This is a genomic window from Williamsia sp. MIQD14, from assembly GCF_051025635.1.
Lineage (GTDB): Bacteria > Actinomycetota > Actinomycetes > Mycobacteriales > Mycobacteriaceae > Williamsia_A.
Genome location: NZ_JBPFDG010000001.1, coordinates 1,454,554 through 1,469,917, shown reverse-complemented (window position 1 = coordinate 1,469,917; position 15,364 = coordinate 1,454,554). Strand labels below are relative to the sequence as shown.

Here is a 15,364-nt window from a genome sequence, read left to right as displayed (position 1 = left end):
GACGGGACGGTCGGGGTTCAGGCGGTTCCGAGGGCGGCGATGGCCTTGCCGAGCAGCTCGGCGGCCTCCGAGGCGACCGGTTCGAGGCCGTCCTCACCGGTGACCGACACCATGAGGTCGGGGTTCATGGCCTCGACGATCATCGTGCGGCCCGACTCGTCGGCCGTGTCGACGCGGACGACGACGTTGCAGGGCAACAACATCCCGATCTGCGGCTGCACGCCGAGCGCTCGATGGGCGAGCGTCGGGTTGCAGGCACCGAGGATCGTGTACTGCTCCATGTCCTCGTCGAGCTTCTTCTTCATCGTCGCCTGCACGTCGATCTCGGTGAGGACGCCGAATCCCTGATCGGCCAGCGCTGCGGTCACCTTCTCGCGGGCGGTGGCGAAGTCGATGTCGGTGAGGGTGGTCGTGAGTCCGAGTTCCATGATCGTCTCCTTCGTTGACGTGTTCGTCGGTGGTCGAGCCGGGGTGAGGTCAGTGGTGGGCGAAGCTGATGGACGGCAGCACACGTCGCAGCCATGCCGGTGACCACCAGCCGGCGTGACCGGTGATCCGGAGCAGCACCGGCAGCAGGATCAGCCGGATCAGCACCGCGTCGAGCAGGACCGCCACCCCCAGGATGATGCCCATCTCCTTCGGCGGGAGCGGATCGGCGAGGGCGAAGCTGAAGAACACCGCCACCATCACCGCGGCCGCCGCGAAGATGACCCGACCCGAGTGGGCCATGCCGTCGATCTGCGCCGTGTGCGAGTCGCCGGTCTTCTCGTAGTGCTCCTTGGCCGTGGCCAACAGGAACACGGTGTAGTCCATCGCGATGGCGAAGATCATCGCGAAGAAGAACACCGGACCCCATCCGTCGAGGAACCCCTGCGGGGTGAATCCCAACAGCGAGGCCCCGTGCCCGTCCTGGAAGACGAGCTTCGCGACGCCGAAAGCCGCACCGGTCGAGAGCAGGCTCACCACCGTTCCCATCAGCGCGATGAGCGGCGCCTGCAACGCGACGAGCAGCAACAGGAATCCCATGATCAGGATGACGCCGACGATGATCGGCAGGTAGTCGTTCAGGGCCGTCTGCAGGTCGAGGTTCTCCGCGGGTGCACCCCCGACGAGAGCGTCGGCCGGGAGCCGGTCGCGCAGCGTGTCGAGGATCGATCCCATCTGCGAGCTCGACGGGTCCACGGTCGGGATCGCCTCCATCAGTGCGTATCCCGAGCCGTCACGTGCCATCTGGAGTGGGGTGACCATCGCGATACCCGGGCTCGACGCCGCCGCAGTGGCTGCAGCTTGCGCGTCGGCGACCGGGGCGATGACCTGCAGGGCGCCCGGCGCACCCGGACCGAACTGCTCCTGGACCAGCGCGTACCCCTGCCGCGCCGGCGCGTCCTCGGGAACGACCGAGATCGACGGCATCGCGACCTTCAGCCCGAACACCGGCAGTGCCAGCAACACCAGGATCCCCAGCGAGACCACGGCGAACGGCCACGGGTGCCGGTGGAGCAGCGACCCCCACCGATGGAACACCGGTGAGCGGAGTTCCTGCTTCCTCGCGTAGGGCAACGACACTGCGTCGACCTTCGGCCCGAGGGCACCGAGAACGGTCGGCAGGAGCGTCAGCGTCGCGAGGAGGACGAAGACGACGGCGAGCATGATCCCGACCGCCATGGTGCGGACCGCGGGCGCGGGGACGAGCAGCACGGCCGACAGACTCACCAGGACGGTGAGTCCCGAGAGGAACACGGCCTTGCCCGCGGTGTCCATGGTGTCGACGACAGCCTGCCGACGATCACCGCGCTGTTTCAGTGCGTCCCGGAACCGGGAGACGACGAACAGCGCGTAGTCGATGCCGAGTGCGAGGGCGAACATCATCGCGAAGTTCATCGCCCACACCGAGATCGGGGTGACCTGGTTCAGCAGCACGAGGCCGCCGGCGGACGCGACGAGGCCCGCGATGGTCAGCAGCAGCGGCAGGCCGGCGGCGACCAGCGACCCGAACGCCAGCACCATGATCGCGAGGGTGACCGGCCACGAGAACAACTCGGCTGTGATCATGGCGTCGTGGTTGGCCTTGGTGAATTCCGCCCACAGCGCCGACGCCCCGGTCGGGTAGACCTCGATCCCGTTGCGGGACAGTGCGGTCAGTGCCGACCTGTGGTCGTCGACGGCCTTCACCATCTCGTCGGTCGACGCGTTCGCACCGGCGATGAGGATGCCGGTGTGGCCGTCGCGGCTGATCGTCATCCCGGGCTGGGGGGCGACGATCTCGCCGAAGCGGGGGTCCGACCCGAGCTCGCGTCCGATCTGGGTGAACACCGCCTGCATCGACGGGTCGGACACGGTCGCAGAGTTAGAGTGGACGACGACCTGGACCGCCGAGGAGGCGTTCCCACCGAAGTGCTTCTGCGCGAGTTCGCGGACCGCGACGGACTCGGAACCGTTCGCCTGCCATCCGGCGCCCGCGAGGGACGAGAACACCGACGGCGCGAACGCACCGAGGACGACGATCGCCGCGAGCCAGGCGCCGAACACCATCCTGCGGTGGTCGCTCCCCCAGCCGCCGACGCGGCCGAGGACACCCGGCCGGCTCGACGAGGTCTCCGAGTCCGGTTCGGCGCGAGGTGTCGCTGTCGTGGTCACTTCTTCCGTCCTGTCAGTCGCGTGAAGATCGATCCGCGCTGCGTGTCGGCGTGGCCGTCACACCACTGGGCGTCGGGTACCCGTCGCTTGACGGATTCGACGTGTCGGCCGCACCCGGCCCACGTCGTCTTGCCGCATGTCCGGCATGTCACCGCGTGGCACATGGGTCAGTCCTCCTGCGTCGTCGCGAGGGTGGGCGGACCCGAGCGGGGCCGCTGGAGTTGGGCGAACGCGGGTGTCCGGGCGACGACGGCCAGTGCGTCGAGCAGATCGTCGGCCGCCGCGCCCATGGGGATCTCGGTGATGACCGGTCCGAAGAAGGTGCGCCCGTCGACCGTGACGAGTGGTGTCCCCGACGGCTCGCCGTAGGCGGCGACGGCTTCCGCGTGGGCGTCGGCGACCGCGGCGTCATGGGCCGGATCGTCGATGGCGCGCGCGAGGTCTGGGTCGAGTCCGCACTCGGTGAGGGCGGCCCGGGCGACGTCGGAGGTCACCTCCGCGTGATCGAGGTGGATCCGACGACCCAGTGCCGCATACAGATCGGCGAACGCCTCGCCCGGCACTGCGGCGAGCAGTCGCCCGCCGGCGCGCGAGACCTCCATGTGGTGCGCCATGCCGGGATCCATGTCGCCGGCGGCGATCGCGTCGGCGTTGAGCACCGCGAGGCTCATCTGTCGCAGCGTGAGCGTGACGTCGTCACGGCGGCCGGCCACGTCGGCGAGCCAGCGGGACGTGGCCCACGCGAAGGGGCACGCCGGGTCGATGTGGCAGTCGATGTGCACGGAGGCCGTCCTCTCATATACTCCCGGGGGTATCAATCCGGCGCTGGGTCAGCGCTGGGGGGCGACCGGGGATGAGTCCTTTGTATACCCATGGGGGTATACAAATCAAGAGGCGCCACTCCCCGACGGAGTCGACGGACGGGGTGGAGGTCAGCGCCGGCGAGACGGTGCCGCAGCTCTCGACGTTCAGCGCTGCGGGTGTCGCTCCTCTGCGACCGCGACGTCGGCCGGTCTCAGCGCATCCGTCAGCGAGCGGCCTCGGCGGGGACGTCGACCATCGACCGGATACGGATGGGCAGGTGCGGGCGGATCGCCGTCAGGACCGCCTCGGTCATGAGCGGCGCGACGATCACTGCGGCGACCGCGACAGCCACGGATGCGACGACGTCGGTGAGCCAGTGGGCACCCAGGTACAGCCTCGACGCACCGACCGCGACCGTGACCACCCCGGCGACCGTGAACGCCGCGATCCGGGCGCGTCGTCCGGCGACCACGGCCGACGCGATCGCGACGACCAGCGCACAGGTTCCGGTGACATGGCCCGACGGGAACGACATCGCCGCCTCCGGCGCCCCCACCTGATCGACCAGCGGCGGACGGAGACGATCCACGGCCACCTTGAACACCTCGGCGAGCGCCCCCGCCGATGCGACCGCGACCAGGACACGACCACCTCGATCCAGCCTGCGGTCGCGCCGGATCAGGACGCCCGCGACGACGACCGCGGCGACGGCCACCCAGGTCGGGGCGAGGACGGTGCTCAGAGCGGTCGCGAGGTCCGTCACCCACGACGTGCGGTGGTCGAGAACCCATCGCAGGGTCGACCCGTCGGCCCCCGCCGCCGGATCGTGGTGCAGGACGATCGCCAGACCGAGACCGAGGACGGCGAGCACCAGGACGACGGGCGTCACGACGCGCGAACGGGAGGACATGGGAGCCACCGTGCACCCTCCCCGCTGAGAGGACGCTGAAACGAGCGCGGCGTGGCAGACGCGGCACCGCGCCTACGCTGCTGTGATGCCCACCCTGGCCCGCAACGCCCTCGCGCGGTCGCGCGCGACGATGGCGAGTGTCCGCGTGCGCCTCACCGTCGTGGCGACCGTGCTGATGGCCGTCGGTCTCGCCGTGGCCGCGGCGATCATGCTGTTGATCCTGCACCGCTCCCTGCTCGACACCGCCGACGGAGCCACGCGTGCCCGTGTCGACGAGGTCGCCGCGGCGGTCCGCTCGCTCCCACCGTCGGCGGTCGACCCCACCCTTCTCGCCCGGACGACCGGCATCGATCTCGTCCAGGTCATCGACGCCGGTGGCACGGTCGTCGCGTCCTCGCCGGGCGCCCGGGTGGCGCTCACCGGTCCGATGGCCGGGGGTCGCTCGGAGACGCTCGACGACGCCCGTGCCCCCCGCGGTGTCGATCCCGACAGGGGTGACCCCGACAGGGGTGGCGCCGACAGGAACGATGACGACGGGGCCAAGTACCGGGCGACGGCCCGCGCGGTGTCGACGCCCACCGGGACGCTGACGATCGTGGTGGGCGCGGCCGAGGGCCCCATCGACGATGTCGTGCTGACGGTGGCGCTGTTGCTCGCCGCGGTGTTCCCCGTCGTTCTCGCGCTGCTCGCGGGAGCCACCTACGTGCTCAGCGGCCGGACCCTGGCACCGGTGGAGCGCATCCGGTCGCAGGTCGCCGATCTCGGTGGTCGCGACCTCGGCCGTAGGATCCCCGTTCCCGCGACCCGCGACGAGATCGCCCGGCTCGCCGACACCATGAACGCGATGCTCGAACGTCTCGACACGGCCCAGCGACGACAGGTGCAGTTCGTCGGCGATGCATCACACGAGCTGCGCAGTCCGCTCGTCACCCTCCTCGGACTCATGGAACTGGCGGCCGCACAGCACGAATCGATCGATCCCGAGACGGTGTCGGGGGTGCTGCTGCCGGAGACGCGGCGCCTCCACACCATGATCGACGATCTCCTGCTGCTCGCGCGATCCGACGAGCAGGGGTTGTCGGTGCGGCACCACGACGTCGATCTCGACGACGTGGTCGACACCGATCTCCGACGTCTGCGCGCGACAACGGATCTCGAGATCTCCGGCGAGGTCGTCGCGGCCCGCGTCGCCGGGGACCGCGACGCACTCGCCCGCGCGCTGCGCAACATCACCGACAACGCCGTGCGCCACGCACGTCTCGCCGTGCGGGTGTCGATGACCCGCGCCCCGTCGGGAACGGTGCTCGTCCACGTCGACGACGACGGCCCGGGCATCCCGCCGCAGGATCGCGGACGGGTGGTCGAGCGGTTCGTCCGCCTCGACGACGCCCGCGCCCGCGGGGATCGCCACGGCAGCGGACTCGGCCTGGCGATCGTCAGCGAGATCGTCGCCGCGCACGGCGGGGTGCTGACCCTGGACGAGTCACCGCTGCACGGGACACGCGCGACGATCGCGCTGGCGACCGGGGGCTCGTCGGCGGGCGATCAGTCGACCGGGATTCAGTCGACGGGGACTCAGTCGACCGGGACGAGGCGGTAGCCGACACCCCGGACGGTCTCGATGGACGCACAGTCGAACGGCCGGTCGATGCGGCGGCGCAGGTACCCGATGTAGACCTCCACGACGTTGTCGTCCCCGTCGAAGTGGTCGTCCCACACCGCCCGCAGGATCTGCGCCTTGCTGACCGCCACACCGACGTTGCGCATCAGGAACTCCAACACCGCGAACTCTCTCGGCGTCGGGGAGAGGGTCGTCCCGCGTCGGGTCACGACGTGGGCGGCGGGATCGAGGGACAGCGATCCGGCGGTCAGCACCACCGGGCGCTCCGGGGCCCCGCGCCGGATGAGTGCACGCAACCGTGCGACGAGAAGCTGCACCGAGACCGGTTTCACCAGGTAGTCGTCGGCGCCCAGATCGAACGCGTCGATCTGATCGACGTCGCCGTCCTTCGCGGTCAGCATCACGACGGGTGTCCACACGCCCTCGCGGCGCAGCGAGCGGACGACCTCGTAGCCGCTCATCCCGGGCATCATGATGTCGAGGACGATCGCCTCGTAGTCACCGTGCGTCGCCCGCGCGAGTCCGCCGAGACCGTCATGGGCGAGATCGACCACCCACCGCTGGGCGACCAGCGCCCGCCGCAGTGTCTCGGCGGCGTTCCTGTCATCGTCGACGACCAGAACACGCATCGGTGGTCACCTCTCTCAGGTGTGCCTCACCTGTCTCAGCGATCTCTCAACCGCGCTCTGCTTGCATGCGCGTATGGATTCCATCAACGGCATACCCGCGCATCCGCTGTTCGTCCATCTCGCGGTGGTCGCCATCCCGTTGCTGGCAGTGCTCGGCATCCTCACCGTCGTGTGGCCGGCCGCGCGCCGCAAGCTGGGGATCATCGTCCCACTCGTCGGCCTCGTGGCGGTCGTGATCACGCCGCTGACCACCTCGGCCGGTGAGTCGCTGGAGAAGGCGACCCGGCCCAATCCCGTCCTCGAGCGGCACACCGAGCTCGGCGGCCAGATGATCTATTTCGTGGCACCGCTGTTCGTCGCGGTGGTGCTCTACTGGGCGCTCCACAGTGCCCTGGTGATGGACCGCCTCCCGTCCGCGCCGGCGGGCGCGCTCCGTGTCGGTTCCGTCGTCCTCGCCGTCGCGACGGTGATCCTCGCGATCGGGGCGATCATCTGGGTGTATCGCATCGGCGACACGGGCGCGGAGAGCGTCTGGTTGCACTGACCGCGGTCGCGGGGCGCCCGCGGACCGTCGCACGACCTGAAACACTGGGGTGCATGGCGGACACGCTCGACGTCGACGGCCGGACGGTCGCGGTCACACACCTCGACAAGGTGCTCTATCCCGCCACCGGTACCCGCAAGGCCGAGGTCATCGACTACTACAACCGGGTGGCCGAGGTGATGCTCCCGCACCTCTGGCGTCGTCCCATCACCCGCAAACGCTGGCCCGACGGCGTCGCCGCGCAACCGTTCTTCGAGAAGAACCTGCCCTCGAGCGCCCCGGGGTGGCTCGAGCGCCGGATCATCGAGCACAGCGACCGCGACGCGGTCTATCCCGTCGCGACCTCGCGGGCCGACCTCGTGTGGTTCGGGCAGCAGGCCGCGCTGGAACTCCACGTACCGCAGTGGACGTTCCCGCCCGACTCCGACGCCCCCGTCGCCAAGCCCGACCGCCGCGCCAACCGCCTCGTGCTCGATCTCGACCCCGGCCCGGGCGTCAGCCTCGCCCACTGCGCCGAGATCGCCCTGATGGTGCGCGAGCTGCTCGCCGGCGCCGGCCTGGACTCGTATCCGGTGACCAGCGGCAGCAAGGGGATCCACGTCTACGCACCGCTGCCCAGCGCGGTGTCGAGCGACGGGGCACGCACCGTGGCCAAGCAGATCGCGACAGCGCTGGCCACCGAACGCCCCGACGACGTGACCGCCGTGATGGCCAAGGCGGTGCGTCCGGGCAAGGTGTTCATCGACTGGAGCCAGAACAGCAGCGCCAAGACCACTCTGGCGCCCTACTCGCTGCGCGGCCGCGACCAGCCGTGGGCCGCCGCACCGCGATTCTGGGAGGAGCTGTCCGATTCCGACATCGCACAGCTCGACTTCTCCGAGGTGCTCGACCGCGTCGCCGACCACGGTGACATCCTCGCCGGACTCGACGACGCGATCGCGGCGCCCGCCGCCGCACCCACCGACCGGGATCCGGCCCCCTCGCCCGCGGTGATCAGTCTCAGCGAGTACCGGCGCAAACGCGACGAGTCGAAGACCCCCGAGCCGTTCGGCGACGAGTCGCACCGCGCGGCAGCGCGATCCGACGACACCGAGGACGTCGAGACCGTCGAGGACGGCCCGGGGCTGCCGATCTTCGTCATCCAGGAGCACCACGCCCGACGGCTGCACTACGACTTCCGCCTCGAACGCGACGGCGTCCTGGTGTCGTGGGCGGTGCCGAAGAACCTCCCCACCGACAGCGATCAGAACCGTCTCGCGGTCCACACCGAGGACCACCCGATGGACTACGCCGACTTCTCCGGCGACATCCCCGCCGGTGAGTACGGCGGTGGGCACGTGGAGATCTGGGACCACGGCACCTACGAGACCGAGAAGTGGCGCGATGACGAGGTGATCGTGCGATTGCACGGTGACCGCATCCAGGGCCGCTACGCGCTGATCAAGACCGGCGAGAAGAACTGGCTCGCGCACCTGATGTCCGACGAGCCGCGACCGATCGTCCCCGACAGCCTGCGTGACCCCCGACCCATGCTCGCCACCGACGAGACCATCGAGTCGCTGACCGCCGACACATGGGCCTTCGAGGGCAAATGGGACGGCTACCGGATCATCGCGCGCTACGTCGGGGGCGAGCTGCGACTGACCAGTCGTGCCGGCATCGACATGACCGCCGACTTCCCCCAGTTGCGTTCCCTGGCCGACGATCTGGGCCTGATCGACGCCGTCCTCGACGGCGAGGTCGTCGCCGTCGACGCGACCGGCAGGACCAACTTCACGTTGCTGGCCAGCCGCGACTCCACCGCCGAGCCCTTCACGCTGAAGCTGATGCTCTTCGACATCCTCTACCTCAACGGGTCGTCGCTGCTGCGGATGACGTGGGAGCAGCGTCGCTCCCTGCTCGACGAGATCGCGCCGGTCTTCGCCCACGACCCCGCGATCAAGGTGCCGCCACTGCTGGAGGGTTCGGGTGCCGAGGCCATGGACCACAGCCGCGACAAGGGCTGGGAGGGTGTGATCGCGAAACGGCGCGACTCGATCTACCAGCAGGGCCGCCGGTCACGCACCTGGCTCAAACAGAAGAACTGGCGCGACATCGAGGTCGTCGTCGGCGGGTGGCGTCCCGGCAAGGGCAATCGCTCGAACACGATCGGTTCGCTGCTCGTCGGACTGCCCGAACACACCGGCCTGCGCTACATCGGCAGGGTCGGGACGGGGTTCACCGACAAACAGCTCACTGCGCTGGCCGAGGAACTGGCACCGCTGCGGCGCACGACCTCCCCGTTCGTGGAGCGACTCGACCGGCCCGTGGAACACGACGCGGTGTGGGTGCTGCCGAAGGTCGTGGCCGAGGTGCGCTTCATGGACTGGACCAGCACCGGCCATCTGAGACATCCGAGCTGGCGGGGCATCCGCAGGGACAAGCTTCCCGGCGATCTGTGATCATGAATCGCATGCTGACCGTCGCCCACATCAGCGACCTCCACTTCAGCGGGGAGGCCGACCACCGCGCGCGGGTGGAGGCGGTGCTCGCCCACATCTCCGCACGCGCCGACGGCATCGACGTGCTCGTCGTCACCGGCGACATCACCGACGACGGTTCGCCGACCCAGTACGAGGAGGCCGCCGCGGTTCTCCGCGGTGTCCCGTTGCCGACCACGCTGCTGATCCCCGGCAACCACGATCGTCGCGACGAGTTCGGCTTCGGCCTGTTCAAGCGGCACACCCACGACATGCCGCTCAACCGCGCGGCGGTGATCGCCGGCGCGCTGTTCCTCATGTGCGACAGCACCATCCCCGGTCGCAACGACGGATTCCTGTCCGACGACACGATCGCCTGGATGGACCGCGAGATCACCGCCGTCGGCGCCGGCGTGCCGGTGATCGTGTGCTTCCACCATCCCCCGGTGGTGTTGGGCATGCCGTTCATGGACTCCATCCGGCAGACCGGTGAGGACCGCCTGGTGCGGCTCGTCGAGAAGCACCCGGGCGTCGTCGGATTCCTGTGCGGGCACGCGCACACCGGCGCGGTCACCAGCTTCGCCGGTCGTCCGGTGTGCCTCGCCCCCGGCGTCTCGTCGACTCTCAACCTGTCCTTCGAGGGCACCGACATCGTCGACGCCTCGCAGCCGCCGGGGCTGGCCTTCCACCAACTCGACGGGTGGCGCCTCATCACCCATTTCCGCGCGGTGGTCTGACGTGCGCGTCCATCACCTGAACTGCGGCACGATGCCCGTCCCGGGCGATTCGCTGGTGTGCCACGTGCTGCTGATCGAGACCGACGACGGCCTCGTCCTGGTCGACTCCGGTTACGGCCTTGCCGACTGTGCCTCCCCCGCACGACGTCTGGGCCCGCTGCGTCATGTGATCCGTCCCGTGCTCGACCCCGACGAGACCGCGGCCCGCCAGATCGAGCGCCTCGGACACTCCACCGACGACGTCCGCCACATCGTGGTCACCCACTTCGACCTCGACCACGTCGGCGGTATCGCCGATTTCCCGGGGGCGACGATCCATGCGACCGCCACCGAGGTCACCTCCGCCCAACGCCCGCGCACCACACTCGAACACGGTCGCTACCGACGTCGCCAGTGGGCGCACGGGCCCACCCTCGCCACCCACGAACCCGTCGGCGAGGCCTGGCGTGGGTTCGACGCGGCGCAGGAACTGACCGACATCTCCCCCGGCATCGTCCTCATCTCCCTACCGGGGCACACCCGTGGGCATGCGGCGGTCGCCGTCGACGCCGGTGACCGGTGGGTCCTGCACTGCGGGGACGCCTTCCACCACCGCGGGGCGATCGAGGACGGGACCTCGGAACCGTGGACGATGCGGGTCGCCGAGACCGCGCTCGCGATGGATCGCGCGCAGTTGCGGCGCAATCAGGAACGCATCGCGGAACTGCGCCGCCGCGCCGACCCCGATCTGATCATCGTCAACGCCCACGACCGCACGCTGTTCGACCGCGCGGTCGCCTCGGCCTGATCTCCACGCGGTCCGGCCTCAGATGGTCCCGTCGGCCGCCGCGGCGAGGAACTGCGCATGGTCACGATCGACCTGATCGGCGTAGTCGACCGCCCACCGGGCGATGGCGGTGTCGGCCGTCGCCTTCTTCCCCAGGTAACCGGCGATCTGCGCGAATGCCGGGCTCTGGCTGTGTGATCGGGCCAGCAGCCGCGCACAGAGCTCGCTGTACCGGCGCAGTTCCCGCGCCTTGAGGTCGGTGGCGTCGATCGACCCCTTCATGTCGCGGAACTGTCGCCAGTAGAACGCGCCCTCCCGCGACGCCGTCCATCCGAGGAACGGGTCGGAGTTCGCCTGCAGCACATGCGCACTGGCCACCACCCGGACGGCGTCACGGGCCTCGGTCGGCGTCTGCTCGGTCTCGGGGATCACCGAGGTGAGACCGCCGTTGGTCTCGAGCACCGACGGTGCGGCCTGCTTGAGCTGCAGCACCATCGGCTCGTCCGACGGGCCGCGGAGCAGCACGATCAGCGCGACGTTGCCGACCGAACCCACCCCCACCACCCGTCGTGCCACGTCGACGATCTCGAACTGCGACAGCAGCAGCGCCACATCGGTCCGCACCGACGCGAGGTAGTGGTCGAAGATCTCGTCGACGCGCTGGCCTGCGAGCTCGATGCGCTCGGGGTGCTGCGCCGACAGCGGCACCACGATGGGCGGGTCCGGGGTGATGCGACGCCGGCCGTCGGGGCCGATCTCGGTGATCTTGTCGACGATGCTGTCGGCCGTCCGGCGCCGGGCCTTGGCCAACGCGGCGTCGATGACGTCGGCCACCACACCACCGGCGTTGTCGGCCAACACCTCTGCGTCGACCGAGGTGTAGTAGCGGTCGATCACCGATTGCGAACCCGCCACCCTCAGGGCACGGCGGTAGGCCTGCGCGACGTCGGCGGCGAGCTCGGCCTGATCGTCGCGGTCGGCGCCGTCGGCGCGGGCACACAGCACCGCACTGGTCACGAGACGTTTGACGTCCCACTCCCAGGGGCCGACGCCGGACTCGTCGAAATCGTTGAGGTCGAACAGGATACGACGTTCGGGGCTCGCGTAGAAGCCGAAGTTGCCGATGTGGGCGTCGCCGCTGATCACCACATCGACACCCGTCACCGGGATCGACGACAGGTCGGTGGCCATGATGTCGGCGGTCGCACGGAAGAACGCGAAGGGCGAGGAGCTCATCCGCGCGATCCGCAGCGGGATCAGCTCGGCGATACGACCCTCGTGCTGACGGCGCACGAGATCGATCAGATCGCGGTGACCGGAGGGCGCCTGTGCCAGCGTCGACCGTCCACGGGTCTCGCGCATCGCCTTGCCCAACTCGAACGACTCGTCGTGATCGTGGCGTTCGAGAAAACGATGAAAGGGCATACCGCGATGCTAACGGGGCACACCGGCGCGTACTGTCGCGATCGCAGCTGGTCTGCCGTACGACTGACGCCCAGGAGCCCCTGAGTCCGTCGTGCGGCATCGAGCACGGTCATCGTCCAAACGGTGATCGGGCGAGAGGGAACCCGGTGAGAATCCGGGACTGTCCCGCAGCGGTGAGTGGGAACGACCGCCGACAATCAGCACTGGCGGGTCCGCGAGAGCGGACCTGCTGGGAAGCGTCGGCCAGTAGGCCGCGAGTGTCACGCCCACGAGTCCGAAGACCTGCCAACTGTGCCGGGTGCGCCGCACCCGGCGGATCATCGCCTCGTGGACTGGGCGTGTGACCGCTGGAGTCGTGCCGTGCCCTCCCGGGGCCACGGCTGTTCGTCGCGTGCCGTGGGCACCCGACCGGCTCGTCGGTACCACGTTCTTTGGTGATGACCATCCGCACGCACCGAAGGATCGTCACGCACATGACTGGTACACCTTTCACCGCAACAACTCTGGGCTCGGCTCGCATCGGGCCGAATCGGCAGCTCAAACGGGCCGTCGAGTCCTATTGGGCCGGACGCACCGACCAGACGCAGCTACGAGCCCTGGCCGCCGATCTGCGCCGCGCGGCCCTACGGAGTCTGCGCGCAGCCGGACTCGACTCGATCCCGGTCAACACCTTCTCGTTCTACGACCAGATGCTCGACACCGCAGCACTTCTCGGCGCATTACCGCCGCGGGTCGCCGACATCGACGACGAGCTCGATCGGTACTTCGCCGCGGCACGCGGCACCGGGAAGGTCGCCCCGCTGGAGATGACGAAGTGGTTCGACACCAACTACCACTACCTCGTCCCGGAGATCTCGGCGTCGACGACGTTCGCGCTGCACCCGGGCAAGATCCTCGACGAACTGGCCGAGGCGGTGTCACTGGACATCCCGGCGCGCCCGGTCGTCATCGGACCGATCACCTTCCTGCTGCTGAGCAAGGGAATCGACGGCACCACCCCTGTCGAACGACTCCACGAGCTGATCCCGCTGTACCGCACCCTGTTGTCGACGCTGCGCGAGGCGGGCGCGGAATGGGTGCAGATCGACGAACCGGCGCTGGTCACCGACCTCCACGCTGATCCGGCAGGCCTCGCCACGCAGGTGTACGGGGACCTGGCCGCAGGGACCGACCGTCCCGCGATCCTCGTCGCGAGCTACTTCGGCGATCTCGGAGACGCACTGCCCGCGCTCGCCGCCACCGACATCGAGGCCCTCGCCGTCGATCTGGTGCGTGGCAGCGCCGACGCGGTGGCCGCGGTACCGACCCTGAGGTCGAAGCTCCTAGTGGCGGGGGTCGTCGACGGACGCAACATCTGGCGCAACGACCTGTCGGCCTCGCTCGCGACCCTGGCGACGCTGCTGGGCTCGGCCGCCTCGGTGGCGGTCTCGACGTCGTGCTCGACACTGCACGTGCCCCACGGTCTCGGGTCGGAGTCCCGACTCGACGACACGCTGCGGAGTTGGCTGGCATTCGGTGAGGAGAAGGTCGCCGAGGTGGTCACGCTGGCCACGGCACTCCGCGACGGACGCGACGCCGTCGGAGACGCTCTGGACGACTGCGCGCGGTCGTTGGCCGCACGCCGCTCGGATCCCCGCGTACACGACGACGCCGTCCGCCGGCATGTGGCGGCCGCGGTCGCCGAGGGGATCACCCGCGGCCCCGCGGCGCAACGCCGTGCCACCCAGGACGACCGGCTCGGACTACCGGTCGTGCCCGCGACGACGATCGGGTCCTACCCGCAGACGTCGGCTATCCGTCGCGCACGGGCGGCGCTGCGCGCGGACGAGATCGGTGTCGACGAGTACGAACGGCAGATGCGTGACGAGGTGGCGAGTGTCATCGCGCTGCAGGAGGATCTCGGACTGGACGTACTGGTGCACGGCGAGCCCGAGCGCAACGACATGGTGCAGTACTTCGCCGAACAACTCGACGGGTTCTTCGCCACCGAGAACGGGTGGGTGCAGTCCTACGGCACCCGGTGTGTGCGGCCCCCGATCCTGTACGGCGACGTGCGTCGGCGGTACCCGATGACGGTGACGTGGATCGACTACGCCCAATCGCTCACCGATCGACCCGTGAAGGGCATGCTGACCGGGCCGGTCACCATCCTCGCGTGGTCGTTCGTGCGCGACGATCAACCGTTGTCGGACAGCGCGAACCAGATCGCGGTGGCGATCCGCGACGAGACCGTCGATCTCGAGGACGCCGGCGTCGGGATCATCCAGGTCGACGAACCCGCGCTGCGGGAGTTGTTACCTCTGCGCTCGGAGGATCAGGCGGCGTACCTGCGCTGGGCGGTCGATGCGTTCCGGTTGTCCACCTCGGGTGTGGCGGATGCGACGCAGATCCACACCCACCTCTGTTACTCGGAGTTCGGTGCGGTGATCGGTGCCATCTCCGATCTCGACGCCGATGTCACCTCGATCGAGGCAGCGCGTTCGCACATGGAGGTTCTCGACGATCTGAACGCCATCGGGTACGCGAACAGCGTGGGACCGGGTGTCTACGACATCCATTCGCCGCGTGTCCCGGAGGTCGGCGAGATCGTGGCGTCACTGCGCGCCGCGCTGGATGCGGTCCCGGCACAGCGACTCTGGATCAATCCCGACTGCGGACTGAAGACGCGCTCGGCCGAGGAGGTGGAGGCGTCGTTGCGCAACCTCGTCACCGCGGCGCACATCGTGCGCGCCGAGTTGTGACCGGGTGAGGTGGTCGGGTGGGATCGGGGGTCTCGATCCCACCCGACCTGCCCACGCCCGGGGGGAGGCGGGGCACGCTGGGAGGTGACGG

At 69.5% G+C, this 15,364-nt stretch carries 12 protein-coding genes and 1 riboswitch; of the genes, 6 read left to right on the top strand and 6 right to left on the bottom strand.

Annotated elements, in window-relative coordinates:
* Nucleotides 1–17: 17 nt before the first annotated feature.
* The 4 genes from ACQ7HM_RS06500 to ACQ7HM_RS06485 form a co-directional block, all read right to left on the bottom strand.
* Nucleotides 18–428, bottom strand: a complete 411-nt coding sequence (locus ACQ7HM_RS06500; RefSeq protein ID WP_434215388.1) for a DUF302 domain-containing protein — start codon at nucleotides 426–428, stop codon at nucleotides 18–20.
* A 49-nt stretch (nucleotides 429–477) separates the two neighbouring features.
* A complete protein-coding gene (locus tag ACQ7HM_RS06495; RefSeq protein ID WP_434215387.1) occupies nucleotides 478–2,637 on the bottom strand; it encodes an MMPL family transporter in 2,160 nt (719 codons plus the stop codon).
* Nucleotides 2,638–2,804: 167 nt separating this feature from the next.
* Nucleotides 2,805–3,419 carry a mycothiol-dependent nitroreductase Rv2466c family protein gene (locus ACQ7HM_RS06490; RefSeq protein WP_434215386.1) on the bottom strand — a complete coding sequence of 205 codons (615 nt, stop codon included), beginning with the start codon at nucleotides 3,417–3,419 and terminating at the stop codon, nucleotides 2,805–2,807.
* Between the two features lie 245 nt (nucleotides 3,420–3,664).
* On the bottom strand, nucleotides 3,665–4,351 hold the full coding sequence (locus tag ACQ7HM_RS06485) for a phosphatase PAP2 family protein (RefSeq protein WP_434215385.1): 687 nt from the start codon (nucleotides 4,349–4,351) through the stop codon (nucleotides 3,665–3,667).
* Nucleotides 4,352–4,436: 85 nt separating this feature from the next.
* On the opposite strand from ACQ7HM_RS06485, the gene ACQ7HM_RS06480 reads away from it, so the two are divergent.
* Nucleotides 4,437–5,951 (top strand): ATP-binding protein, encoded by a 1,515-nt coding sequence (locus ACQ7HM_RS06480; RefSeq protein WP_434215384.1) that lies wholly within the window; start codon nucleotides 4,437–4,439, stop codon nucleotides 5,949–5,951.
* Here ACQ7HM_RS06480 and ACQ7HM_RS06475 read toward each other — a convergent pair.
* Nucleotides 5,927–6,601, bottom strand: coding sequence for a response regulator transcription factor (locus tag ACQ7HM_RS06475; RefSeq protein ID WP_434215383.1), 675 nt, complete (start codon nucleotides 6,599–6,601; stop codon nucleotides 5,927–5,929). The genes ACQ7HM_RS06480 and ACQ7HM_RS06475 overlap by 25 nt on opposite strands.
* A 73-nt stretch (nucleotides 6,602–6,674) precedes the next feature.
* Between ACQ7HM_RS06475 and ACQ7HM_RS06470 the strand changes: the two genes are divergently transcribed.
* From ACQ7HM_RS06470 to ACQ7HM_RS06455, 4 genes are read left to right on the top strand one after another with little or no spacing between them, the layout of a single operon-like run.
* Nucleotides 6,675–7,145 carry a DUF2231 domain-containing protein gene (locus ACQ7HM_RS06470; protein WP_434215382.1) on the top strand — a complete coding sequence of 157 codons (471 nt, stop codon included), beginning with the start codon at nucleotides 6,675–6,677 and terminating at the stop codon, nucleotides 7,143–7,145.
* Between the two features lie 53 nt (nucleotides 7,146–7,198).
* Complete coding sequence (locus tag ACQ7HM_RS06465) at nucleotides 7,199–9,586, top strand: ATP-dependent DNA ligase (protein WP_434215381.1); 2,388 nt, start codon at nucleotides 7,199–7,201, stop codon at nucleotides 9,584–9,586.
* 11 nt (nucleotides 9,587–9,597) lie between these two features.
* Nucleotides 9,598–10,341 (top strand): metallophosphoesterase, encoded by a 744-nt coding sequence (locus ACQ7HM_RS06460; protein WP_434215380.1) that lies wholly within the window; start codon nucleotides 9,598–9,600, stop codon nucleotides 10,339–10,341.
* Nucleotide 10,342: 1 nt separating this feature from the next.
* A complete protein-coding gene (locus tag ACQ7HM_RS06455) occupies nucleotides 10,343–11,128 on the top strand; it encodes an MBL fold metallo-hydrolase (protein ID WP_434215379.1) in 786 nt (261 codons plus the stop codon).
* Nucleotides 11,129–11,146: 18 nt separating this feature from the next.
* Here ACQ7HM_RS06455 and ACQ7HM_RS06450 read toward each other — a convergent pair whose 3' ends face one another.
* Entirely contained in the window at nucleotides 11,147–12,532 is a 1,386-nt protein-coding gene (locus ACQ7HM_RS06450) for a DUF2252 domain-containing protein (protein ID WP_434215378.1), read from the bottom strand.
* Nucleotides 12,533–12,639: 107 nt separating this feature from the next.
* Nucleotides 12,640–12,819: riboswitch (cobalamin riboswitch) on the top strand.
* Nucleotides 12,820–13,005: 186 nt separating this feature from the next.
* Here ACQ7HM_RS06450 and metE point away from each other — a divergent pair.
* Nucleotides 13,006–15,273: a 5-methyltetrahydropteroyltriglutamate--homocysteine S-methyltransferase gene (gene metE / locus ACQ7HM_RS06445; RefSeq protein ID WP_434215377.1), complete on the top strand. Its 2,268-nt coding sequence runs from the start codon at nucleotides 13,006–13,008 to the stop codon at nucleotides 15,271–15,273.
* Nucleotides 15,274–15,364: the final 91 nt, after the last annotated feature.